This is a genomic window from Pseudomonas sp. N40(2020) (assembly GCF_014472415.1).
Taxonomy (GTDB): Bacteria; Pseudomonadota; Gammaproteobacteria; order Pseudomonadales; family Pseudomonadaceae; genus Aquipseudomonas.
In genome coordinates, this window is sequence record NZ_JACSZV010000009.1 from 16,805 (window position 1) to 42,621 (window position 25,817).

General features: G+C 59.0%; 14 protein-coding genes. 8 read left to right on the forward strand and 6 right to left on the reverse strand.

All coding sequences use genetic code 11. The features are described 5' to 3' along the window. Positions 1-73: 73 nt before the first annotated feature. The 6 genes from IAI51_RS08730 to IAI51_RS08755 are packed head-to-tail and all read left to right on the forward strand — an operon-like array spanning position 74 to position 6,778. Positions 74-787 carry an RDD family protein gene (locus tag IAI51_RS08730; RefSeq protein WP_187678097.1) on the forward strand — a complete coding sequence of 238 codons (714 nt, stop codon included), beginning with the start codon at positions 74-76 and terminating at the stop codon, positions 785-787. Further along, the gene (locus tag IAI51_RS08735) at positions 784-1,761 is read left to right on the forward strand and encodes a stage II sporulation protein M (protein WP_187678098.1); all 978 of its coding nucleotides are present in this window, start codon (positions 784-786) and stop codon (positions 1,759-1,761) included. The genes IAI51_RS08730 and IAI51_RS08735 overlap by 4 nt, the downstream gene beginning before the upstream one ends. Further along, positions 1,748-3,292, forward strand: a complete 1,545-nt coding sequence (locus IAI51_RS08740; protein WP_187678099.1) for a DUF4129 domain-containing protein — start codon at positions 1,748-1,750, stop codon at positions 3,290-3,292. Before IAI51_RS08735 ends, IAI51_RS08740 begins: the two co-directional genes overlap by 14 nt. After that, positions 3,289-4,452 (forward strand): DUF4350 domain-containing protein, encoded by a 1,164-nt coding sequence (locus IAI51_RS08745; protein ID WP_187678100.1) that lies wholly within the window; start codon positions 3,289-3,291, stop codon positions 4,450-4,452. Before IAI51_RS08740 ends, IAI51_RS08745 begins: the two co-directional genes overlap by 4 nt. Next, positions 4,449-5,450, forward strand: a complete 1,002-nt coding sequence (locus IAI51_RS08750) for an AAA family ATPase (protein ID WP_187678101.1) — start codon at positions 4,449-4,451, stop codon at positions 5,448-5,450. Before IAI51_RS08745 ends, IAI51_RS08750 begins: the two co-directional genes overlap by 4 nt. After that, positions 5,447-6,778 carry a DUF58 domain-containing protein gene (locus IAI51_RS08755; protein ID WP_187678102.1) on the forward strand — a complete coding sequence of 444 codons (1,332 nt, stop codon included), beginning with the start codon at positions 5,447-5,449 and terminating at the stop codon, positions 6,776-6,778. Before IAI51_RS08750 ends, IAI51_RS08755 begins: the two co-directional genes overlap by 4 nt. 8 nt (positions 6,779-6,786) lie before the next feature. Here IAI51_RS08755 and IAI51_RS08760 read toward each other — a convergent pair whose 3' ends face one another. The 4 genes from IAI51_RS08760 to IAI51_RS27920 all read right to left on the reverse strand — a co-directional run bounded on the left by IAI51_RS08760 (position 6,787) and on the right by IAI51_RS27920 (position 22,041). Then, the gene (locus IAI51_RS08760) at positions 6,787-10,824 is read right to left on the reverse strand and encodes a hypothetical protein (RefSeq protein WP_187678103.1); all 4,038 of its coding nucleotides are present in this window, start codon (positions 10,822-10,824) and stop codon (positions 6,787-6,789) included. Further along, entirely contained in the window at positions 10,817-14,911 is a 4,095-nt protein-coding gene (locus tag IAI51_RS08765; RefSeq protein WP_187678104.1) for a neuraminidase-like domain-containing protein, read from the reverse strand. Before IAI51_RS08765 ends, IAI51_RS08760 begins: the two co-directional genes overlap by 8 nt. A 54-nt stretch (positions 14,912-14,965) precedes the next feature. Then, positions 14,966-18,622, reverse strand: coding sequence for a Tc toxin subunit A (locus IAI51_RS08770; RefSeq protein WP_187678105.1), 3,657 nt, complete (start codon positions 18,620-18,622; stop codon positions 14,966-14,968). A 149-nt stretch (positions 18,623-18,771) separates the two neighbouring features. After that, a complete protein-coding gene (locus tag IAI51_RS27920; protein ID WP_262410322.1) occupies positions 18,772-22,041 on the reverse strand; it encodes a hypothetical protein in 3,270 nt (1,089 codons plus the stop codon). 537 nt (positions 22,042-22,578) lie between these two features. On the opposite strand from IAI51_RS27920, the gene IAI51_RS08780 reads away from it, so the two are divergent. Next, complete coding sequence (locus IAI51_RS08780; RefSeq protein WP_187678106.1) at positions 22,579-22,950, forward strand: DUF6124 family protein; 372 nt, start codon at positions 22,579-22,581, stop codon at positions 22,948-22,950. 146 nt (positions 22,951-23,096) lie between these two features. Here IAI51_RS08780 and IAI51_RS08785 read toward each other — a convergent pair whose 3' ends face one another. Both IAI51_RS08785 and IAI51_RS08790 read right to left on the reverse strand, forming a co-directional pair. Continuing rightward, positions 23,097-23,456 (reverse strand): PilZ domain-containing protein, encoded by a 360-nt coding sequence (locus IAI51_RS08785; protein ID WP_187678107.1) that lies wholly within the window; start codon positions 23,454-23,456, stop codon positions 23,097-23,099. Positions 23,457-23,689: 233 nt separating this feature from the next. Beyond that, positions 23,690-24,076: a tetratricopeptide repeat protein gene (locus IAI51_RS08790; RefSeq protein ID WP_042560673.1), complete on the reverse strand. Its 387-nt coding sequence runs from the start codon at positions 24,074-24,076 to the stop codon at positions 23,690-23,692. Between the two features lie 172 nt (positions 24,077-24,248). Between IAI51_RS08790 and pyk the strand changes: the two genes are divergently transcribed. Further along, on the forward strand, positions 24,249-25,700 hold the full coding sequence (pyk, locus tag IAI51_RS08795) for a pyruvate kinase (RefSeq protein WP_187678108.1): 1,452 nt from the start codon (positions 24,249-24,251) through the stop codon (positions 25,698-25,700). Positions 25,701-25,817 lie beyond the last annotated feature (117 nt).

Sequence of the window (25,817 nt, forward strand, 5' to 3'; positions counted from 1 at the left end):
ATGTCGTTTCCCCCCGAGAGGCTGCTAGCATCGGCCCCACTTGCATCCCGAACAGGCGAACATCAGGAAGCCCATGCTCGAGCCCACAGCACCGCCAAGGAAAGCACCGCTGGATACGCGGCATCAGGTCGAAACGCCGGAAGGCATCGACTTGCCGCTGCGACCCGCCGGGTTGATGGTACGGGCCATCGCCTTCGCGATTGACCTAGGTATTCGCGGCGCGGTCATGGGCGTGCTGTTCATCGTCCTGGCGTTTTTCGGCAAGCTCGGCATGGGCCTCGGCTCGCTGCTGCTGTTTGCGGTCAGCTGGTGGTACATGGTGCTGTTCGAAGTGCTGCGCCAGGGACGCTCGCCGGGTAAGCAATGGATGGGCCTGCGCGTGGTACATGATGACGGCACGCCGATTGGCTGGTCGGCGTCCTTGCTGCGCAACCTGTTGCGCTTTGTCGATCTGCTGCCATTCGGTTATTTCCTCGGCACCCTCAGTTGCCTTAATCACCCGACCTTCAAGCGTCTGGGCGACATCGCCGCCGGCACGCTGGTGGTCTACAGCGAACGCCCACTAACCCGCCCGCAATTGCCCGCCGCCGAACCGCGCCGCGCGCCGATTGCCCTCACCCTCAGCGAACAGCGCGCGCTGCTCGGATTCGCCGAGCGGCAGGCCGAGCTGACACCGGCGCGGGTCAATGAACTGGCGGCGTTGCTGGCCCAGCCGCTGCATATTTCTGCGCCCAGAGCAGTCACCGAACTCAACGGCATCGCCCGCGGCTTGTTGGGCCCGACATGAAGCAAAGCCTTTTCGAAAATCGACACAAGGCCGAATGGGAGCGTTTTGCCCTGGCCCTTGAACGTCTCGAACGGGGTAAGGAAACCTCACAAGTGGCAGGCTTCCCCAAAGCATATCGGCACCTCTGCCAACATCTGGCACTGGCGCAGGAACGCGGTTACAGCAGTTTTCTCATCGACTCGCTGCAACAACAGGTATTGCGCGGTCATCAACAGCTTTACCGGCATCGCAGTCGTTTGGGCGCCAACCTGTTGAGCTTCATCCTCGCCGACTTCCCGCGTCTGGTGCGTGCCGAATGGCGTTTCGTGCTGGCCGCCGGCCTGTTGTTTTTCGGCAGCCTGATCGGCGTCGGTGTGCTGGTCTATGTGTTTCCCGAACTGGTCTACAACCTGCTCCCCGCCGATCAGGTGCGCGAGATGCAAGGCATGTATGACCCGGTGGCCGGTCACCTCGGGCGCCCGGCCGAACGCGCGGCCAGCGAAGACTGGGTGATGTTCGGCTACTACGTGATGCACAACATCGGCATCGCCTTTCAGACCTTCGCCAGCGGTTTGCTGATGGGGGTGGGCAGTGCGTTTTTCCTGTTCTACAACGGCCTGGTCATAGGCGCCGTGGCCGGGCATCTGAGTGAAATCGGCTACGGCCAGACCTTCTGGTCATTCGTGGTCGCCCATGGTGCCTTTGAACTGACAGCCATTGCCCTGGCCGGCGCGGCAGGTCTGCAACTGGGCTGGGCGTTGATCGCACCGGGGCGCCTGACCCGTGCCGAAGCGTTGAAACGCGCCGCGCGCAAAAGCGTGCTGCTGATCTGTGGGGTCATGTTGTTCCTGCTGATCGCCGCGTTTATAGAAGCCTATTGGTCGTCGAAAACCAGCGTCGCTCCGCTCACCAAATATCTGGTCGGTGCCGCTCTGTGGATGTTAGTGGCGAGCTATTTGCTGTTCGCCGGAAGGACACGCCATGCGCCTGAGTGACGCGACCGTGGTCATCCGTCCGCGTACCACCTGGGAAGCCATGGATCTTGGCGTGCTCATGAGTCAGCAGCATCGGCGCTTGTTGATGACCAGTTGGGCCATCGTCACCCTGCCGCTGTTCGCCTTGCTCAGCGTGTTGCTGTGGGATTCGCCGTCACTGGCGGTGTTTATTTTCTGGTGGCTGAAGCCGGCCTATGAACGCCTGCCACTGTACATCCTGTCCAAAGCGCTGTTCGGCGAAACGCCGACGCTCAGACAAGCCCTGCGTGAGTGGCCGCGCCTGCTCAAACCGCAACTGCTGGCCAGCCTGACCTGGCGACGCCTGAGTTTGAGCCGCAGTTTCCTCATGTCCGTGGTGCAACTCGAAAGTCTGGATGGCGACGCCCGTCAGCAGCGTTTGCAGGTGCTGCTGCAACGCAACGCCGGCGCCGCGCAGTGGCTGACGATCATCGGCGTGCATCTGGAAACGGCGCTGTGGATTGGCCTGATGGTGCTGTTCTACCTGCTGTTACCGCAACAGATCGAAACCGACTGGGACTGGCAGTCGTTGATCCTCGCGGCGGACCAGGACTGGCGCTGGCTGGAGCACCTGACCAACGCCTTTTATGCACTGGTGCTGGTGGTGTGGGAGCCGATTTATGTGGCCTGCGGTTTCAGTCTCTATCTGAATCGGCGCACACAACTGGAGGCATGGGACATTGAACTGGTGTTCCGCCGCTTGCGCCAACGCCTGAACAGCAGCGTGGTCGGCGTGCTGCTGGCGGTGTGTCTGCTGCTGCCGAATGTGCCCCAGGTCTGGGCGGCCGAGCCCGTCAGCAGCCCGGATGCGCCGCGCTTGTTGAATCAGCCGCTGACCAGTCAGGAATCACGTGACAGCGTCAAGGCCCTGCTTGAACAAGCGCCATTCAAGAACAAGGAGTCCGTTACCCGTTATCGCTTTGGTGACGACCCGGCGGCCCCGGCCAAATCCGAGAAGGACGGTGAAGCCCCGCAGTGGCTGAAGACCCTGCTCGGCTGGCTCGACGGCCGCCACTTCAATACCTTGGCCACGCTGATCGAAGTGGTGTTGTGGGGCACATTGATTGCGGGACTCGGCTGGCTGGTCTGGCGCTATCGGGAGTTTCTGCAAACCTTCGTCAGCCGGCCGAAACTGCCCGCCCGCGCCAAGCGACCAACCCCGCAGCAAGCCTTCGGCCTGGATCTGAACCGCGACACCCTGCCAGACGATATCGCCGCCCACGCCGAACAACTCTGGCAGAGCCAGCCCCGCGCAGCCTTGAGTTTGCTCTATCGGGGCCTGCTCAGCCATTTGCTGCACGACTTTGCTCTGACCCTGAAAGACGCCGACACCGAAAATCAGGTGCTGGCGCGTGTCGAACAGTTGCAGCGTCCGGAATTGCTCGCCTTCAGCCGCACGCTGACCACGCACTGGCAGAGCATGGCCTACGGGCATCGGATACCGGCGGCGCATCTGCAACAGGAGTTGTGTGATGGCTGGCGCGCCCTGTTCGGCCAGGGAGTCAGCCGTTGAACCGGCGCACGCTGTGGTGGATTGGCGCATTGATCGTCGCGCTGCTGGCTGCGCTGAGCATTTTCCTGTACCTCAATGCCAAGCCGTATCAGGAGCAGATCGATCACGGCCCCTCACCGGCCGCGCAGGCCAATCCCTATCTGGCGGCAGAAATGTTTTTGCGCGAGCGCGGCATCAAAGTCGCCCATGCCGAAAGTCTGGCGGTGCTGCCGGACACCGATCCACGGGGCCACACATTGCTGCTGTTCAACGACCGTTCGCGAATGACGCCGCGTCAGGTCGATCAAGTGTTGAACTGGACGCGGGCCGGTGGACGGCTGGTGTTTGTCGCCGAATCGCTGTGGGATGAGCAGGCGAAACAAAGCAACGACCTGTTGCTTGACCGCGTGCAACTGCATCAGTCCATGAGTAAAGATCTGAAGGATGCCCCTGCCGATCAGGAACAAGACCCTTTTCCGAAATTGACCAAGCTGTATATGGAAGATGAAGACGCGCCGGCCTATGCGGGGTTCGACACCGACTTTCACCTCGATGATCCGAAAAATCTTGCTCAGGCCTGGGCCAACAGCGCCAAGGCCACGCACATGATGCAACTGCCCTACAGCCTCGGTTCGATCACCGTGGTTACCGATGCCGAGTTGTGGAAAACCCCGGCCATCGCCCAGTACGACAACGCCTGGCTGCTCTGGTACCTGAGCGCCGACACCGACGTCACGCTGATCTACAACACCGAGCACGATGGCCTGTTGACGCTACTCTGGCGCTATTTCCCACAAGCCATCGTCGCCCTGCTTGCACTGATTGGCCTGTGGTTGTGGCAAGCCGGCGTACGCCACGGCCCGCTTCAGGCGCCCGCCTCGACTGGCCGTCGGCAGTTGCAGGAACACCTGCGTGCCAGTGCCGATTTCATGCTCCGGCACAACGGACAGCAGTCGCTATTGCAGGCGTTGCAACAGGACGCATTGCGTCGTGCCCGGCGACGGCACCCCGGTTTTAATCAATTGAACGTCGCCGAACAATGGCTGGCGCTGTCGCGCCTGACACGGCAACCCACCCGTGCCATCAGCCAGGCCTTGAGCCCGGTGCCGAACCGGCGGATGTCCAGCGCCGACTTCTGCCGCCAGGTCGCCCACCTGCAAACCTTGAGGAACACGCTATGACTGAACAGATCGAGCCCGGCAGCGCCAGCCACGCCGCCCAGCAACGCCAGCGTGCCAGTCAACTGGCCCAAGCGGTGCGTGGCGAATTGCAGAAAGCCGTGATCGGCCAGAACGCGGTGATCGACGACGTGCTCACTGCACTCATCGCCGGCGGCCACGTGTTGCTTGAAGGCGTTCCCGGACTGGGTAAAACCCTGCTGGTACGCGCATTGGCGCGGTGCTTCGGCGGCGAGTTCGCACGCATTCAGTTCACCCCGGACCTGATGCCCAGCGACGTCACCGGCCACGCGGTCTACGACCTTCAGACAGAGCAGTTCAAGCTGCGCAAAGGCCCGTTGTTCACCAATCTGTTGCTGGCCGACGAGATCAACCGCGCCCCGGCGAAAACTCAGGCCGCACTGCTCGAAGCCATGCAGGAACGCCAGGTCACCCTTGAAGGCCGCGCACTGCCCATCGCTCAGCCGTTCATGGTGTTGGCCACGCAGAACCCGATCGAACAGGAAGGCACTTATCCACTGCCGGAAGCTGAACTAGACCGCTTCATGCTCAAGGTGCGCATGGACTACCCGGACGCGGATCAGGAATTGAACATGGTGCGACAGGTCAGCCGTTCGACCCGCGCCGACATGCTCGATGTGCAGCCACTGCGCACCGTGCTGCAAGCCAAGGATGTGCAAGCCTTGCAGCGCATTGCCAGTGATTTGCCGCTGGACGATCAGGTGCTCGACTACGCCGTGCGTCTGGCGCGCAGCACGCGCACCTGGCCAGGCCTGATTCTCGGTGCCGGGCCGCGCGCCTCGATCGCACTGGTGCGTTGTGCCCGCGCCCGGGCGTTGTTGCGCGGCGGCGAGTTCGTGATCCCGGATGACATCAAGGGCTGCGCACTGGCCGTGCTGCGCCATCGCGTACGCATTGCCCCGGAGCTGGACATCGAAGGCCTGCAAGTCGATCAGGTGCTGCAGCAACTCCTCGACCAGATCCCGGCGCCGCGCCTGTGAAACCCGCACGCCTGCTGCTGATCTGGCTGGCCATGCTGCTGGTCATCGGCATGGCGCTGGGCACTTTGCGGGCACTGGAGGTCGACATCCCGGCCAGCCTGCTATCGATCAACTGGGGATTGCTGCTGGCATTGTTGGCGCTGGCAATGCTCGACGCGCTGCGCCTCAAGCGCCTGCCGGCACTGCGGATCAAACGGCAGATGCCCGGCAGCCTTGCGCTCGGGCGTTGGGGAGACGTGCAGCTTGAGGTTGAGCATGACTTTGCCGAACCCCTGAACATTCAGATCTTCGACCATGTCCCCGATGGGCTGAGCTTTGAAAACCTGCCACTCAGCGTCGCGTTGCGGCCCGGTCAAACCAGCCAGATCGGTTATCGCCTGCGGCCACTCAAACGCGGTCATTTCAGTGTCGATGTGTGCGAAGTCAACCTGCCAAGTCCGCTGGGTCTATGGTCAGGCAAACGCCTGTTGCAGGTTAGCGATAGCACCCGCGTTTACCCCGACTTTGCCCGGCTATACGGCGGTAAGTTGCTGGCGGTAGACAACTGGCTCAGCCAACTCGGCGTGCGCCAGCGGCAACGTCGCGGCCAGGGTCTGGAGTTCCATCAACTGCGCGAATTCCGTGAGGGCGACAGCCTGCGCCAGATCGACTGGAAAGCCACGGCACGCCAGCGCACGCCGATTGCCCGTGAGTATCAGGACGAACGCGATCAGCAGATCATTTTCCTGCTCGACTGCGGCCGGCGCATGCGCAGCCAGGACGATGAACTGTCGCACTTCGATCACGCACTCAACGCCTGTCTGCTGCTCAGTTACATCGCCTTGCGCCAGGGTGATGCCGTTGGCTTGATGACTTTTGCCTGCGATCAACCTCGCTATCTCGCGCCGGTCAAAGGCGCCGGCCAACTGAACGTACTGCTCAACAGCGTCTACGACCTCGACAGCACGCAACGCCCCGCCGATTACCAGGCCGCCTCCAATCAGCTGCTGGCCCGGCAAAAGCGCCGGGCGCTGGTGGTACTGGTCACCAACCTGCGCGATGAGGACGATGAAGAACTGCTCGGCGCTGTCAAACGCTTGAGCACGCAACACCGAGTACTGGTGGCGAGTTTGCGTGAGAAGACGCTCGATGCCTTACGCCATACGCCGGTGCAAACGCTACCGGATGCACTGGCCTACTGCGGGGCGGTGAGTTACTTGAATGAACGGATAGAACTCCATGAGCGGTTGAGTGCTCATGGAGTACCGGTGGTGGATGTTCAGCCTGCGGAGTTGGGGGCCGAACTGGTGACGCTGTATCTCAGCTGGAAACGAAGTGCCGCGCTTTAAACTGTCGATCAGCTCACGACCGTGACATACACGGCACCACTGTCCGAGGTGCCATCTGGGTTGTTGAGCTTGACGGCGAGGGAAACGTTATCCGTTATAGACATCGGTCTCCAATAGCTCTGATATTGCCCCTTACTATCGGTAGTGGTTTCGAAGAATGGTGCTCCATTATTTGAGACCTGGATTTTTCTTTTTGGCATCGGCTCTCGAGACTCCTTATCCACGATCAACGCAGTCATGGTTACATAGGTTTGCAAGGGAACCGGATTTAGCGAAGCGACAACGGACGCCACTGCCGCTGGAGGTTCATAGACGGTCAACCACAGCGTTTTCACATCCCAGCCAGCCAAACCGCCCTGTACCGACGCCCACAAAGCAGCCTCACCTGATGACCCGAAGGTAAAACTACACGTTGCCTTGCCATCGGCATCCGTCATTGTTGCCGGTATCGATGCGTTGTCGTACTCCCACATCACCTCGACATCTGCCATAGGCTCCCCGGTATTTGCCGAAACCACCCACGCCTGTGCAGTCATATGCTGGCCGGGATAGCCGCCAGGCTCATCAATGACCAACGCGGTGATCTGCCGTGGCTCGCTCAGAAAATACGCCATCGAAACCGAATCCGAGTACAGCTCATCCCCCACCGTTGCCGTCAGTGCAAACGCCCCGGGGGTGGTTGGCACAAAATCTATTTTCGCCACGCCATAAAAATTGGTGGTCGACGTCACGACGCCAAGATCAGGACTGCGCCACGTCACGGTCACCCCGACCATCGGCTTGCCGCTGATCACCGAGATGACGGTGATCTGTTCCGACACAACCTCCCTCCACAGCAGCGTCTTGTTGATCCGCTGGCGCTCTGCGATTTTCACCACCTGCGCGCCTTGCCCTACCGAAAATGCGTTCACCGGTGACAGGCGCGCCAGCCGAGAGGACGAGAAGCCCAGGCCAAAGCTTCCATCCTTGAGATCGCCTACCCTGAATAGGTAGGTCAATCCTGCTTCACTGAAATACCTGGGTTCGCCAAGCCTGGGTTCTTCAAAGCGTACGCCCAGCGCCGCTGGCCCGGTACCCATCATGCCTAGCGTCAGGTACTTACCAAACAAGGCGCTGTCCTGCGGGGCTTTCACGTCAAGTCTGTGTTCCCCATTGCGCCGCGGGAAGAACGCCTGCGTTCCCAATGACTGTTCCGCTTGACCATCAAAACTGACCACCACCTCTTCCCACGGATCGCTCGCCAGCGCATTGACGGTCATCGAACGGGATTCTTCGAAGCCGTCATACGGGCTGATCACCCGGGCCTCGACCGTTTTGCCCCCTCCCGTGGCAGGCACAAAGGGGAAGCCACTCCAACCGTCAGCAGCCGTTTTGTGCTCTTGGGGTTGTTCATCCACTGTCCACTTAACAGGCACCTGATCCACAGCAAGGTCTGTGAAATGGGAAACCACCTGCGCCCACATCCAGGCGGGATCCTGCCCGACAACCGGGTCCACCGCCGATTCGTGCGACGCCTCGATCCTGACTTTGTTGTGACCCATCTTCATCTGGTTGGCATCGACTCGACCCAAAGGCGTCTGGAAAAGGAGGGAAAAATCAGCCGGTGCCGGAGCGCTTGAACAATCGAGTGTCCAGGTTGCGCCACCATCCTCCAACCACTGCTCAGTTATCAAAGCAGGCTCGATCGTGATACCCAGCTTGTCCGGTGTGTCGCCACTCACCCACAACGGAGCGATATTCAACCCCACCAACGGACTCAACGCATGAGGCCTCAGGGTGTAGCGGTGTCTGGCCCCCAGACACGGATAGAGTTGCTGACCCCTCGTCGTGGTCATCTGATCCAGCACCACGGACAATTCATCCTGAAAATCACGCTTCATCAGGCGCCCGAACAATTCTCGATCTTCAAGCCCTGCGCAAGTCAATCTCATCTCGAACATGCTGCTGGTACTGCCCGCAAGATCAGACTCCAGTGTCCAGCTCAGACCGCCCTCGGCGGGCAAAGTCTTGGGTGTTCCGATGTCACTCGCCACCAGGCCGATACCCGGCTCGCTACCCCGCCACTCGAGCGTAATGTCTTGGCCAATCAATGGGCTGCCGGGTAACGCCTCGACTTGCAAGGTGTGTGTCTCCCCTCGGTAACACACGGCCCCTTTAATCCGTTCGATGGGAAGGTTATCAACCTTGATCGCAACCTTGTCTTTCCAGGCACTGGTCGCAATCGCCTTCACATCGAATTTCTGCTCAATGCCCACCGCACCTTCGTAGGCCTTGACGCTGGCGGTAACCACTTGCTCCCCGACTTGTCTTGGCACGAAAGGCAGACTCGCCCAGCCACCGGTGCCGGTGCGGGTCGAAAACGGGCCATCGAGGGTGTCCCAGTCGACCCGAGCGTCGATGACACCCTCGCCGTCGCCACGTGTCGTGACATGCACCACTTGCAGGCGCAACACCACCATTTCCTGATCCGCCACTACCGGATACTTGTTGGCCTCGCGCACGTCGGCAATCCGCACTTTATTGCGCGCCAGCGACATGATTTTTTCGGGGGCAGGCAACTTGAGCATCGAGCAGACCAGTGACAGTTTGAACCGGCCGTCCAGCCGATCCTCGCAGGTCAGCGTCCAGCCCATGTCGGGTGTTTCGACGGGCACAGGGCGCCCAACTGGCGGTTCGACAACCACACCGAGTTGCTCATGCCCATCGCCGCTCCAGCGCAACGCCAGCGTGGTATTCAGCAAAGGACTGTCGGCAGGCAGGCGTACCTGCAATTCATGAGCCGAGCCCCGGTTCGGGTAGCCGGGGGTGTCCCAGTCTGTCGGTGCTCCGTCAACAATCTCCTTCAAATCGTTCCACGGATCCGTGGCCAGGACCTTCACCTCAAAAGGCATGCTGACTTCGCCTTCGGCGTAATAAAGACTGGCAACCGTTGCGGTGACAACAACGTCACCCGCCACCTGCGGCTGGTAATAGAACTCGGCCCAGCCTTGCTCATTGGTAACCGAAGCGGCTTTGACGCCTTGCCCTGCAACCGACCAGTTCACCGTTTGGTCTGCAATCGCCTGGCTGGTGTAATACGACACCACACGCACACCCAGCCAAACGCCCTGGTCTTCATACTCAAGCACCGGATAATGACTGGCTTGCTGCTCATCACGAAATGCCAGACGGTGATGTCCCAGTGAAATCGGGATAGTGAATGGTTCGGCGGCGTACCGGTTGCGCAAGGTCAACGCAAACTCATAGCGCTCCTCATCCCCCACCCACGGGCAATCGAGCAGCCATTCGGATTCCAGCGATTGATCGACACCCCAATCAGGTGTCGCGATGATTGCTTCCCGAGGGTTGCCGACGCTGCTCAAAGAAGCCTCGGTGTTTTCCCAGGCATTTCCCGGCTCAGGCAAGAACGTCAACCGATGTGGGACGCCAAGGATCGTCGTTCCCAGGCACAGGTGTAACGTAGCGCCTGGCGCCAGAGTCTGATCATCGAGGCGCATCTCTTGCAGCCTCAATGGTTCCAGATGCAATTGAAGGTTGATGTGGGTGATACGTACAGACGTACGTTGGTCTGAAGAGTTGGCCACACCACTGACTTGAACACTCAGCTCGTCCCCCCTATCAAACGCCAACGCATCCAGTGATGCTCGATAGGCAATCGGATTGAACACCAACGGCTGCCCTGCCGCCAGCCGGGCTTGATCCTGTTCAAGGTTGCGTGAATCCCCTTTCTGGAGCTCGATGCTCATTAACACATCATTGCCCTTGAGGATGCGCAACCAGCCTGGATCGCCTGCCCAAGACAATCCGGTATTCAGTTCGCAGAGAAACGTCAATTCGTACCTGGCATTGGCGTCGGGTTTTTTAGGGATCGTAAAGGCCTGTGTGGCCAGGCTTCCGCCCCCGACATCCATATAATTGGTGTACACGCCCTCATACATTTCCGTTGCCAAACCTACCTGGCCTTTTCGAGTCCACCCGTCCAGCCGGTCATTGAAATAGCCATTACGCACCAGACTTTCATTCGCTTGGATGACTGGCTCATTCATGATCGCCCGCTCCTTTGACTTGTTTGTTCAGACTGGCGTTTTCAGCCTCGGTGACCAGATCCACGACTTTTTGGGTGAAGGTCGGTTCACCAGCCTTGGCGGTATAGCGGATGCGCACAATGATGTCGGTCAACGAGTCGAGCATTGCTGCCTGCGGCTGTTTTCCCGGCCACGGGAAATTCAGTTTCCAACTGGAGATCGCACCGGTGTTCTCAAAAGGATTAAGCAGACCCTCATCGGGCTTCATGGCGCTCAGGCCGTTGTCGGCAACCCCGAGCGACAACGCTATTTGCTGAGCGCTGCGCAGATTGATCACCACATCCGATGGCGCGACCCCGACCGGATTGTGCAAGTACTGCACCGACTGCGTGGTCGATCGGGTCGCCGTCATACTGCTGATCTGGAGCAAGGTCGCGCGGACATCTTCGAAGGGGCCGGTCAGTACCGGCAGATCAACTTCCACCGAACTGATCTGCCGGCAGAAGTGGCCCGGATGATCACGATCGAACAGCAACTGGGTCAGCTTGAACTCCAGCGCGCCAGTGTCTTTCAATTGCTCCAAGGCATCCGCCCAGTCGGCAACGCCCACCTGGCGCTCGACTTCGTCATCGAACAAGTGCCGCAAGGAGACGGTTTTGACCAGCTCCAGCCGTCGCTCCTGACGTTGCAGGTGTTCACGTTCCAGGCGCAGCAGATGCCCACGCAATTGCTCACCGGCGGTCAAACCATGGCGGTGGTCGAGCCAGACCTGGGGCAAGGGGATCTGCGCATCGTAATCGCCGGTTTCGGCAGCCAGTGAGGCCTGGGCGCTAAGGCACAGGCTGATTACCGCATCGTAGGCCTGATAGTGCAGCGCCTTGAGTTGGCCGAGCATCCAGCCGAACAACTCGGCGTTGCTGGCGCGTTTTTTCAGGTAGTTGTAAACCGTCAATGCCTGAGCGTTGCCCCTGAGGGTTTGCTCAAGGCTGGATCGGGCAGCGGTCACTGAATGGGTTTGCGCGACGATCTGCGCATCGATGGCACGCACCTCCGCCAGTGCCTGGTCGCGTTGCAGGCCCCATTCGCCACGGCGACGACGGTAGCCTTCGGTGGTGGCCTGACTATCGGCATCGATCTGCACCAGCGACGAGGCAACCTCCAGGCCGAAAGCGACTGCATCGAATGCATTTTCGGGCTTGAAACCACCATTGGACATACCAAAGATTTTTGGTAATGCCGCAATGACCCCGCCTGCGGTTTTGACGACTTTGGCCTGCAAGGTGAATGTTTTCGACTGCTTCAGGCTCGCCATGACCTGATACTCAATCGCCGAGACGTTGTCGTTGTAGCGCGTTGCGTAAGCATCGGCCCGTTCCTGCGCCACTGCCCGGCTATGCTGCAGCGCCGTAACATTGGCCTCCAACTGAGCGATGGACTGCTCCTGCACCGTCTCGGCGTAGCTGCCCAACTCCACCAGATGGTTTTGCTGCAACTCTTCCTGCTCGGCGCGATCGCGTCGTTCAAGCAGATTCAGCACCTGACTGCCGTAATCCTGCAACGCCTGCACCGCGCGCAGCGCGACTTCGAACGTCACGCGCCAGCGGAACGCGTTGACCACCAGCCGCCCGCCCATCGGTCTGGGCCCGGCCACGCCACCGGCCGCCAGGTCACGCACCAATTGATTGGGATCAGTGGCGGGGCTGAACAGGGCAATATCCAGCGGTTTGCCATCAAGGGTCAGGTTGTTGCGCAGGTTATGCAGCCGTTGATCGGGCGCTGCGAACAGGTCGAGCAGCGACTGATTGACCGGAATTTCAAAAGGCCCGCACGCCAACAGGCCGAGCATGGGCGGGGTATCTGAGGCGACCGGAAAATCCGCCAGACTAAAATTCAGCGTCTGCTCAAAAGCTTCGAGCCTGGGCCGCGAAGCGCTCTGATTCAAGAGGCTTTCGACTGTAGCGGTTTTCCAACGGGTCGCCGTGCTGGCGGAGGGCGCCTTGCCCATCAGAAATCCGGCCTGGACGTAGCACAACTTGGCCGCCACCAGACTGTCACGGGTCAGTTGCCGGTAATACCAATCGCCCCAGGCCATCAGATTTTTCACGTAGTCGGTGAACACCAGAATCTGGAAGTGCGCGGGGGCCGCATAGCCGATGGCATCCGGGTCTGTGGGGTTTTGTGTTTCACAACCCGGCTCGCCTTGAACGGTGTCCAAAGGCCGGCAGCGCCAATACCTCGGTTTCGGATTGGGAGTGGGTGGCTCTGTGACAGGATCGGCAGGGGCCTGAGGATCGAACAGGTAATGCAGCCAGTTTTGTGCCTCACGAAAGCGCTCTTCGTCGCGCAAGCGCGTGGCCATCAAATGCGGCAGATGAAAAAACAGCTCCCAGAAAAACAGGCCATTGGCACCATTGAAGGCACCATTGGGCTCATTAAACGGCACATCGGTAGGCGATGGCTCCGGCAAGAACTGGGTTTTCCAGTCCAGTACGGCATCCACGGAAATATTCGAGCGCTGCACCAGTTCCGGCCCAAACAATGAATTGAGCCGGGTGAACTTCAATGCAAGTCCGGTCTGGTTGAAGGACAGAAACTGCGCGGCATCAGCGGTATTTTTGTGCAGGGTCGGCGGGGTGAAGTCCAGGAGGTCGACAATCGTCAGATCGAACATCACTTGCCCGCCCCCCTCCCAACTGGGAAATTCGAATGAAAACGTGGTCGGGTCCGGCCATGATCCTTCGGCTCGACTGGATATCCACGGCGCCGTTACCCAGCCGCCCGCCTCCGCAACATCCTGGACTATCGGGCCTGGGTCATCGCCTGCTTGTTCCATCCCCAAACTCACACTTTGCAGGGCACTGCCACGTCCCGTGGGCCGGCAAAAACCCTGCACCATCAGTAGATCTCTTTCACCCACACGCAGAGCCATGACCTGCACATCCAGATACGGCGCCATGACGCCCTTTCCCGGCTTGCGGGGAACAACCGTCACCTGACTGCTCAGCGGGTGCTGAACCGTTTCGTTGCTGACGAATCGGTGTTGCAGCGCCAAATCCAGCCAGCCCCCGCCGTCGCCGCTGACGGGGCGCATCAGTACGTCATAAACGGCGTAAATCCTCAGTTCACCAGGTTCAGGCGTTGCCGGTACGAACTTGCCCGTCATCAAAATCCCCAGTTTCCCCTTGGGATCCAGATAGTCGGTGCGCACGCTCGCAATCAACCGCGTGTCCGGCAAAAGCGCACGGTCATGCTCCGAACTGTGCAGGTTCAACGGTGCCGACCATTGACCGTTCTGCGTCATGAACGCCAGATTGATTTCAAGTTTGTTCGGGGTGTATTCGCCCGCGGCTATGCTGGTGACCTTGTCACGCCATTCAGCCCAGACCAGACACAACCGGCCGTTCCACACCACCGGGCGGATATCCAGCACGCGGTTGCCGGACGGAATCTCCACGGCTTGCCACTCACTCCAGGCGGCCGGGTTGACCGCAACGGTGGTGGCGCCGAGTTCGATTTCGGCCTTGCGCCAGAAATACTGGAACGGCTGCACACGTTGACGCCCGACAAAGTAATAATCGGCGCGGGCAGGCGTTGTGCCATCCATGTAGCAACTGATCACGTCCAGATCGCAGGTCTTTTCGAAGTCCTGCAGATAGTCCTGCAGGGCAGCCTGAACGGAATCGTTGTTCAAACGCGCCTGGTTGAGGTTGTTTTCCAGGCTTTTGAACAGGCTGGTCTTGCGCAGACGCACAAAGGGATTGATGAAGTTTTCCGGGTAGCACGAAATCATCTGCACCGCGGCCCAGTCGGGGTAGTTGTTGTACAGCTCCCACTCCTCCAGATGCCGCTTGTCGAACTGCTGTGTTTCAAAGCCTGGCTCAAGCTTGCGATACACCGCATGAATGTACTGCTGTGCACAACTTGTCGCTTCGGCCACCCAGGAACTCTGCACCTGATAGGTGTCCAGCGGATCCATGCGCAGCAATTCGAACAGATCGGCCGGCGTTTTCAGAAAAGGGTACTTCGCATTGCCAACCTGGCCGATGCAGTACTCGAGCAGCGCCAAACGGCGTTTTTCCAGCAGCCCGTCAATATTACTCAGTGCCATGATTTAGCTCCTTGGGGTAGAACCCGGGGACAAACGTTCGCCAAGCGACATCGCTTACCCCGGTGTCGAACCACCCACAAAGGTGATGGGGTCGACAAATGTTCTTTGGGCGTCTCCAGCTTGACTGCGGACCTTGAAAACGAAGGTTCCGCCCGTCGAACTGGAAACAAAGACCCGTGTGAGCCCCTGCTGGTCGGTGAACCCCTGAGATGGCCGAATCGTCGCGACGGCGAACTTTGTGGGGGGAAGGCTCTCTGCATACCAGTCAACCAGCGAGTTTCCTGCACGGTTTTCGTAGCCGTCCTCCAGCACGGCGTACAGTTCGACTTCCTGACCTTGCGGCACATCCCCCGAAGGGGTTGGCGACAGCTCCGCACCCGGAAAAGACAGTGATTGGACTTCGAACGCGACTACCAAAGGAGGGGCGTACTCCGGGTCAAACAAATCCAGCCAGAAGATTGGCGTATCGGTGCCCATGACCTTGCCTGGGATAAACTCGGCCAACAGCGTTCCGTCTATCTGGGTCGCGCCCGTTTCGATGCGGCCCAAGGTGGCCTGCCAGTAGACGTTGACACCACTGAGCGCAGCCCCTTTTGCATCGCGCAGGGTCACCTTATAGGTGATGTGTTCGCCAGGCTTGTTGGCCACTACGTCGTTGTTACCCAGCACTACGCACGTGGTCGTGACCAGCGCCTTGAGGTCGCCGGGCACATGTACCGTTGGCGCGCGGGTACGAGACTCGCCCAACAGGGCAAGTTCGGCAGCCTCTTCATAAGCTTGTTTGTCGACGGTCTCGGGCAAGCTGCCGATCAGGAAAATCGTCAACGCATCCATTCCGCTCTCGGTGGACAGCACGCGGATCCGCATCAACAGATCAAGTTGACTGAGGTTTTTCAGTACCTTGAGGTCCGTGGGATCAATGCGACTGACACACTCACGCACTTCCTGCACGCTCCAGCCAAAAAAATCGGCCAGTTTGATGGCGGCAGCCTGTTGGGCAAGCTTCAGCGCGTGCCCCGTGACAGTGGGCAGTGCATTGACCTGGCGCAGGTAGTCCAAGAGCTTCTGCGCCGGCTGTTCGCTCAAGCTGAAGGCACGGGTGAGCGTCGTCAGGTAATACAGCGTGCGCAGCGACAACTCATGCTTGTTGGTCGGAGCGAACCAATCCCTGTAGCCGTAATCCAGATAATCCAGCAACACCGCGGCACTCAGTCCCAGCGTCGTCACTACCTCGCTGCGACGTCGCACCTCCGCCAACAGATCGAGTATCAGGTTGGCATTGCGGATGCGTGTTCGGTCTGGTTGCTCCGAACTCGCGTCGGTTAGCTCAAGCACTTGTTGCAGTAACTGATGAACCGTGGAATTTGCCCAGTTGAGGATCGGTATTGCCTGTTCCACACCCACGCTGGCATACACGGCCAGCGTCTCTTTCACCAGCGACGTCTGAGCATCCCGAACCTGCAACAGCACTCGGGTCATGATGTCGATGATGTTCTGGCGCAACAGTGGTTCGATCACACCCAAGGCACTGTCGACTGCCCACGCGATTTTTGCGTGGACAACGGCCAGGTACTGCTCGGCAGTTCCGACATATGGCAATACCAGACCGTTGGCATCGACAATCGGATTCAGGCCATCGGCAAGTGTTGCGAGGAATTCCAGCCAGTTGGCAGCCCCGGCAGGCGGCACACCCGCCATCAGAAAAGCGCTATTGGATAACAGTGTCGTCGGCAGCAAATTGCGCAGCTGCTCGAAAAACTGCAGATCCTGCTCAGTCGGTTCCAGCGCCGGTTGCGCAGCGACGGCGTGTTGTAACACCCACAGCACCGGCAGATTGCTTTGCGCGCACCATTGAACGCAGCTTTGCATGGCTTCGATCAGTTCCAGTACATCCGGTGGACCATCTGGCACGGTATGGATATAAGGAACACCCGCCACGCCTTTGACCCAGGAATCCTCACCCAGCAACGACAGCATCAGCACACCTTCGACGGGAGTAATGTTCAGCAGTCGGGGCAGTCTCACCAGGCGGTAAAAGGCGCTGATAATCGCCGGACTGCGCGTCAGTTTTTCCGTCAGGCCGTGCGCGTTGGCCACCGTCATTGCCAGGTAGTAATACGTCTGCAGGTCGATCGCCAGACCGCTGCACAACTGGCTGATCGTCAAATCAACCTCGCCCGGCACCGGCGCCAGTAAAAACTCACCGTTGTCGAGTTTCAAGGGTTCGCGATAACCCGCCTGATTATTGAAAATCCGGTCGAACGGCGAGAGCGCGTCGCCACGGCCATAAACCCCCAGTTCGTCGATAAACACGGCAAAGTCGGCGGCTGTGCATTCGTAGCGCTCGCGCAAGGTCTGAAACAGGCCAAGTGCGCGCACGACGCCGCTCGATATGTTCATCTCTTTCGTAGGGGAAGGTGCATTGCCAAGCTCTACCGCCTTGATGGCTGCCACCAACACCGCATCCACCTCGTCAAAAGGCAATCCGACCCAATTGGCCAGACGCACCATCTGATTCATCCGGTCGTAGCGGTTGAAGCCTTCAGCGTCGTTGGGGTCTGCTGTCAGGCGAGGGAGTAACAATGACCCGTCGTCGATGCGCACCGGCGGAGAGGTGTTGTTGTTGATGTAGACCGATCCCGAACGCTCGCTTTCCGGTATCTCGGGCGCCTCATCCGGGTAGGTCACATTGGCTGAACGTACCGGTGCAAAATCGCGAATCGACAGCAAGGCTTCAATCTGCGGACTGGTCAACTTTGTCCGTTCGCCAAAAAACGCAAACTGATTAAGGTTTAGATGCTCAACCCCACTAGTACCAAAATTGCTCGCGTAGAAAGCATAGGCATCACCGAACCCCGCACGCGGTTCCGTTAACAACTCCCGCTGATAAGGGCCAAGCCGCGACGCATGAGCAAAACCGGGACCGGTATTGGGGCCACGGGCATTGGCTTGCAGAAAATACGGATACGTGAGGTCAACCCTGTGCTCGAAATCGCCCACCGACAGGCCATGAGACTGGGCAATGCCATCAAGCGTGACCCAATGCTGGTAGTACGGCAGGCCATTGGGATAGCGGGCTTCGATCAACGCATCTTCAATGGACGTATTGTTCTCGTCATCCGTGTTCTCAGCGATGAACGCTTCCAGCACCGCGACGATGATGTCGACCGAAGATATCGACTGATACACCGCATTGAAGTCGACAGACAACGGCAGCAAATCAGTACGGCGGTTATGCAGTCGAAATTCCGCCGGCGGATTGTCTACAGACTCGATACGGTCTCGAATCCAGCGCAACAGTTCAATCAGATAAGCCACTGGCGACAACAGTGACTCCAGTGCATTCGGCGGACACAGTGCGGCAAAGTGTGTACCGATCAGAAATTCATAATTGGGGCCAATAACCATTGATAACAAACCGCTTGAACTGCGTGTTGCAGTCGTCTTGTCGCCGGTCAAGGTTTGCTCGATAAACTGGCGACGCAAAAACGTGGCCATGCTGTTGGCCGAGCGCAGAAACCGCCGCGCGTCATCGGGGGTTACCCGCTGTTCCCTGACCAAGCCTTGAACGCCCTTCTCCACCAAAGGAAAAATCGATCCGCCCTGCTCGAGGTAGGTTTTCAGGTTTTCCAGCCCGATGTTTTGTACTTGTTGCTCCTCAGCAAACAACTGATCGAACAGTTGCAGGACGGGGCGGCGCGAATCGACCATGATCAGGTTCCTTGAGGCGACAACTGGCCCGAACAGCTTGCCGTTTCCGGCAGGCTGCGCATTGAGTGAGTACGATTTGGCGCTTTGAAAAGGTCAACGTCTACTGTCAGATCTGACAGGTTTATAGACCGTTCGTCGGCTCGCCTGGCTCAGGTCGGTTTTGAGGATTCGATCTCAAAGCGCGCGCTCAACACCCAGTCCGAAGCCTTTACCCCGTCAGGATCGTTGACAAGCGTTTGCCCGACGCGACACCAATTGCCCCCGGGTGACAGTGGTACTTCGGACTCGCCGCGCCATGCCTCGCCAGACACGGCCAGCGGCAGCGACCACTTCACGTCCGGGTTGAACCAGCTCACCACGTGCACGGAGCCCTCGCACCCCTTGCCGGCCAGGGCCACCGGATCAGTGAGCCAGCGCCCGGCTGCCGGCTCGTCGATGACGGGTCGGTAAGCGCTCTGTTCAACCGTTCGCTGCGCAGGATCCGACTCAAAGCTGTCGTACATTGCCGTCGCTTGCAAAGCGTGAAAGCCGCTCGTCACACCGGAAGTCAGCGTCACCGACCAGGTGCGATCCTCCAGCACGACGGTACTTTGTGTACCAAGGTTCAACTGCACAGTGACGGTGTCGCCCGGTATACCGAAACCAGACACCACCACCTGTTGGCCGACCTGGTCATCTTCGACTGGGGACTCGATAAACGGCGCCGCCGGCACAAGGTCAAATTGCAGCAGCGGTGTGTCTTCTGATTCCTGCAGTTTGTCGTTTTCATCCCGGAACGTTTGCCGCGCCCAGAGGGTTTTATGTCCTACCGGCAACGTCACTTCAGCGTCCCAATTGCCGTCCCATTTCACCGGAACATTCGTGAGCAGAGGCCCGCTGAGGCCTTCGAGAAAAATCTCGACATGCCCGTTCGCCATGCCGCGCCCCTCCAGTTTCGCCATGCGGGGCAGCTTGCCGTTTTGCGTCGGCCGGGTAAATTCCGGGGGCAGCAACACCACTTCAAGGGTGCGCGCGTCACTGTAAGCCGAAGGCCTGCCCAGCAGGGTCTGCTGCGCGTCGAAGGTGTAGAGCCTGAACTCCAGATTGCTGAGGTCAATCGACCAGTCACCGTCCTGATCCAGTACCTTGGGATTGCCGAGCGGGCTGTCGAAACGCATGTCACGCAACTGCATCGTGGCGCCCTTCATACCGTTTTTACCCTCGACCGTGACAACCCGACCGACTTTTGCCCCGTCATCGGGCTGGGTAATCTGCGGTTGGAGCATGAGCACTTTGACAGTGAAGGTCTTGGAAACCGGCGGCGAGGTTTGCTCGGCGGCGAATTGGGTAACGGTGACGGTATGCGACACATCCGGCGCAAATTCCTTGTCGCGCCGGAACTGCCAGGTACCACCACTGACAATCGCGTCATGCACGATCTTGTTTTCGTCGCTGTACTGAATCTTGACCGCTGCACCCGGCCAGCAAGTACCGCTGAGCTTTGGGGAAAGACCATCTTCCACCGGGTCGTTCAGGCCGGGGGCCAAGGGGGGAATGTTGATCGTGTGCGCAATCCAATTGGGTGAATACTGCCCGTCCCGCGATTGCCTGATATTGATGGCAAGAGCCCGCGTCGGCCCCCACACCGTCGAAGCCGTGCTTGACCATTGGCCGTTCGTCACAGTGGCATTGGGCAGGCCGGCATCAGCGCCACCGGGGAACAGCAATTGCACCGTGGCGCCGCTGATGCCTTTGCCGCTGACAGTCGGCTTATAGTCGGTGGTTGATGTCACATCACTCACATCAGACAACACCAGTTCGACCTCGAACGTGAAGGGCTGTGACTCGATCCAGCCACTGGCACCGTCGCCCACCTTTTGCACGATTTGCAGGCTGTAAATGCCGATCGGCCAGCCTGTCGCCGTGGTTGTCCACTTGCCACCGGTCGCCACTACTGGCGGTGGCGGTGTGACAGACGAAACCGGAGCCGTGATCACGACCGTAGCGCCGGGATGGGCAGTGGTGCCGGAGAATTTGATTGATGTATCGATGAACTCGCAGGTGACACCGACAGCTGTAAATGTGGCAGGCCGAACTTTGAAACCTCTTGCGTCACCAATACCCGTCGTGACGTTGCCAAGGATTTGGCGGGCGACAATCGAAAAAGGGCCGGGCGACATTTCATTGTCGAATGTCTTGATCACCCAGCTTCCGTCAGATTCAACGTTCGCCTGCCCGATCCTGGACCCATGCTGAGTGTCTCTGAGCACCTCGACAATGGCGCCTTTGAAACCGGTGCCGGATATGGGGCCACGCAGATCGGTGACACTTGCGGAAATCGGGAGACTGATGATGGGAACAGCCAGCAAGGTGAAGGTATGCAGTTGTGACCAGTCATTCACGCCCCGGTGGCCCGCGGTCATTTCAACCAGACCGCCGTTGGGGTAGTTCGAAAGATTGAAATCCGCCTCCCAGGTCATGTCGTTTTTGACTTTGGCCGATGCGTGAAGAATACCGCCACCCGGCGTCATGACATTGAGATCCCAGGGGTAGGTCCCCGTACCTGTTAACTTAAGGGGTTGGCGGGTGAGCACCACATTCTTGGGTGGGTAAGTAATTATTGGAGCGCGGTGAGGGTAAACGCCGACCATGTTCGATCGCACAGATGTTTGATCGCCGATTTTTTGAAGAGCACTCAGGGTCCCTTTCTCCATCATGCCCGACGGCAATCTACAGGTGGCTTCCCAGCGTCCAGAGATTTCGCCGGGCGCAGTTCCGACCTCAATTTCAGCAGCCCCATAGCTGACATAAATGTGGATCGTGCCACCAACAAGGCCGTTGCTGCCCGTGACAAGGAATAACCCCCCTATTACCTCGTTGGCCACCGGTCTATCGATGAATGGGGGGGCTGCGGGGTATACCTCAGGACCGAATCCCTCATGCGGCTCAACATCATTATTCGTTCCGTCATAATTGACCCGAATATATATTCTGTTTTTCAGCCCCCCGTCAGCAACGGGGGCAGCGGGGGAATTAGTTTCACGTGAATAGTCGTGCCAAGCTCCGTCTTGCTTAAGTTCGTCCGGCGAATACACCACCACACTAGTACGGGTTTTAAGGTAAAGATCTATATTGGCACGGTCCCAATCACCATTACGCGTTGTCATCTTGTAACGCAGAGTTCTTACATAAAGACTTCCGTATTCAAATTTGTACTGGCATTCCAGTTGGGTGGTCAATGTAGGTACGCGAGGGTGCGTTTGGTGGAGGGTGGTCTCCACCGCGTTGGACCAAAACACCTCGGAATGTGGCCCTTCATCGCCCGCATCCTGATATGAGTCGTTCTCCAGCGCGACGCTTATTGCTTCACTGGCAGGTTCGCCACTGCTTTCATTCAGCAGCGCTTTGCTTTTATCACCGTCATCAACGTTGTCGTTCATTTCAGTATGTCCCGGCAATGGAGAACTAACGCACTGCCGCCAATATAGGCATCACGGCAACGCGCAACCACTGTCAGATCTGACAGGTTAAAGTGCCGCCGGTCGGAAACCTGAAGGTGTCGCTTTTCCTCATTTATGGACAATGCCTGCCTGTGAGTCTGGCAATCTCGATGCGCGATAACTCTTCCCACAACACCGTTCGGTGCCGTCCTACAGCCGTCCCTTTGCGGCTACGCCGAGTTGCGCCATTGCCTACACATCCCTCAGAATCCGCCGGCTTGTGCGCTTGGCTGATGCCCCGTAACTTGATCCGTGCCGCTGCCAATCAGTGGTCGGGTTTAGTCGCCCGGTGGTTGAAATGATGTGTGTAAGCGTCATCAAGTCGGGTATTCCCTATCCCCGCACTCGATGGTGGCTGTACGCAGGGCGCCTCCGGGCGCGCCGGGATTCATTTCTCCACCGGTCGACTAACCTGCGTCCAGCCGCCACCCTTCGTTTAGTCGCGAAGCGGGGGCAGCCCATACCGGAGAAATGACTATGTTCAAAGACACGCCTAATCCCCCCGAAACCGACGACTCGGTTTCCCCCTATAAATCAGCCGAATCAAAAAAACTCCACGAGGCCGCCGAAAAAGCCCTCGACCATTACCTCAAACCGAAACCCGACCCGCGCAACTCCGTGGATCGTGGCATGCAGATGTTCAGGGTCGCCCCCGACCTCAACCCCGAAGCCGTGGCCATTCAGACGTACGAAACGTTTTCGTCGGTGAGCATTCTGTTGCTGGATCTGGCGGACAGCCTGGACGACAAGCCGCGACATCTGGCGATGGCGATCTATCAGTTGAGCGAGATGGGATTGTTGCTGGCGGAGCAGGCGCTGGATAACGAACGGGCGATTGCCGTGACCTGATCGTTAACCATGCGGCGCCTGAACTGACGCCATCGCGGGCAAGCCCGCTCCCACAGGTTCAGCGAGCGGACACAACATCAGTGAACGACGCAAACCCTTTGGGAGCTGGCTTGCCAGCGATTGCAATGGTGAAGGCGCCGCAGAACTCAGGCCGAAGCCGGCAACGGCTGAAAACTGAAGTATTGCCGTAGCGCCTCGACCAGTTGCCCGTATTCCACCGGCGGTCGTTGCAGGCTGAAGCCGGCGTCGTAGTGCAGCGGGGTCGCGTCTTCGTGGCACCAGAGGCAGCAGGCAGCCAGATCGATCACCTGCTGGCAGCCATCGCCGCAGGGGATCTTCAGACGCAAATGGAAATCCGCACCGATCATCATCGGCAACTGGCTGATGAGCATCAGCCCGTCTTCGGACACATTGCCGAGAAAGCCGATGGGTTTGTCGGTGACACTGTTGAACACTCTGAGGAAGTACGGCAACTGATGCCGTTCGATTCGGCGGTCGGTAAACATGATGCGCAGTTCGCCATGCAAGGCTCTCTCACAGAGCCGCACCTTTGCTTCGGAACGCGCCTGTATCGCAAGCACGCTCTCCCCGCTTCCGGTGTGACGGTCGCTAAATCGCCGTCACCTGACAACTGGCCAGTCGCAGGTGTTGCACGGTATTAGAGACACGGCTCTAAACCCGATTCATTCGACTATAGCTCAGCTTGTACAACCGGCCAGCTTTTGTATGACAACCACCATCAAAAACGGGTCGGACGCACCACGGCTGCGGCGCTGCGGGTCGGGTAATGGCCCAGGCTCTGCAAGGTTTCAAGGCGCGCGCGGGCGCGGTAGGCGTATTCGCTGTTGGGGTACGAGGCGATGATGAACTGGTAGGTCTGCGCGGCATCGACAAACATTTTCTGCCGTTCAAGGCACTGGCCGCGCATCATCGACACTTCCGGCCACACGTACGGGCGGGCGCGGCTGGCACGTTCGACCTTGGACAGTTCGAGCATCACCTGCTCGCAATTGCCGCGATCATAGGCGCTGTAGGCGTTGTTCAAATGATGGTTCATCGACCAACGGGTGCAGCCCGTGACGGCGAGGACGCTGAGGGCAAGGGCGGCAATGGGCAACAATCGCATGGGGGTTCTCCTGTCTTGAGCTCTGTATCGACCCATCGTCGGAAATCTTCAGGCGCGTTTGTCCCAAAGTTACCGCGTTCAATAAAGAAAATAGAAAGTAGTGCAAACGAACAATGACTACACCCCTCGAGCATAGTAGCCTTCGCTAGCGCTTGAACTCAGGAGTCTTTGCATGTCCGTCCGTCGTACCAAAATCGTCGCTACCCTTGGCCCGGCCAGTAACTCGCCGGAAGTTCTCGAACAGCTGATTCTGGCTGGTCTGGACGTTGCCCGTCTGAACTTCTCCCACGGCACCCCCGACGAGCACAAGGCTCGCGCGAAACTGGTGCGTGACCTCGCTGCCAAGCACGGCCGCTTCGTCGCCCTGCTCGGTGACCTGCAAGGCCCGAAAATCCGTATCGCCAAATTCGCCAACAAGAAGATCGAGCTGAAGATCGGTGACCAGTTCACCTTCTCCACCAGCCATCCGTTGACCGAAGGCAACCAGCAAGTGGTCGGCATCGACTACCCGGATCTGGTGAAAGACTGCGGCGTGGGCGACGAGCTGCTGCTCGACGACGGCCGCGTGGTGATGCGCGTTGATACCGCCACTGCCACTGAACTGCATTGCACCGTGACCATCGGCGGCCCGCTGTCCGACCACAAAGGCATCAACCGTCGCGGTGGCGGCCTGACCGCGCCGGCCCTGACTGAAAAAGACAAGGCCGACATCAAGCTCGCCGCAGAAATGGAAGTCGACTACCTCGCGGTGTCCTTCCCGCGTGACGCCGCCGACATGGAATACGCCCGTCAACTGCGCGACGAAGCCGGCGGTACTGCCTGGCTGGTGGCAAAGATCGAACGCGCCGAAGCCGTGGCCGACGACGAAACCCTCGATGGCCTGATCAAGGCGTCCGACGCAGTGATGGTTGCCCGTGGTGACCTCGGTGTGGAAATCGGCGACGCCGAACTGGTGGGCATTCAGAAGAAAATCATTCTGCACGCACGCCGCCACAACAAGGCTGTGATCGTTGCGACCCAGATGATGGAGTCGATGATCCAGAACCCGATGCCGACCCGCGCCGAAGTGTCCGACGTGGCCAACGCCGTGCTCGACTACACCGACGCCGTGATGCTCTCGGCCGAATCCGCTGCCGGTCTGTACCCGCTGGAAGCCGTGCAAGCGATGGCGCGCATCTGCGTCGGCGCTGAAAAGCATCCGACCGGTAAAACCTCCAGCCACCGCATCGGCAAAGTGTTCGAAAGCTGCGACCAGAGCATCGCGCTGGCAGCCATGTACACCGCCAACCACTTCCCGGGCGTCAAAGCGATCATCGCCCTGACCGAAAGTGGCTACACGCCGTTGATCATGTCGCGCATCCGTTCTTCGGTGCCGATCTACGCGTTCTCTCCGCACCGTGAAACTCAGGCCCGTGCGGCCATGTTCCGTGGCGTGTACACCGTGCCGTTCGACCCGGCATCGCTACCGCCGCACGAAGTGAGCCAGAAGGCGATCGACGAACTGGTCAAGCGCGGCGTTGTGGAAAAAGGCGACTGGGTCATCCTGACCAAGGGCGACAGCTACCACACCACCGGCGGCACCAACGGCATGAAGATCCTGCACGTGGGCGACCCGCAGGTCTGAGTGACCGGTTGCTGAAAAGCGAAAGCCCCGCCATGTGAATGGCGGGGCTTTTTGTTTTCTGGCTCATGTCAACTGTCAACACTGACAGTAGTCAGGTCTGTTCTTTTATTCCAATGA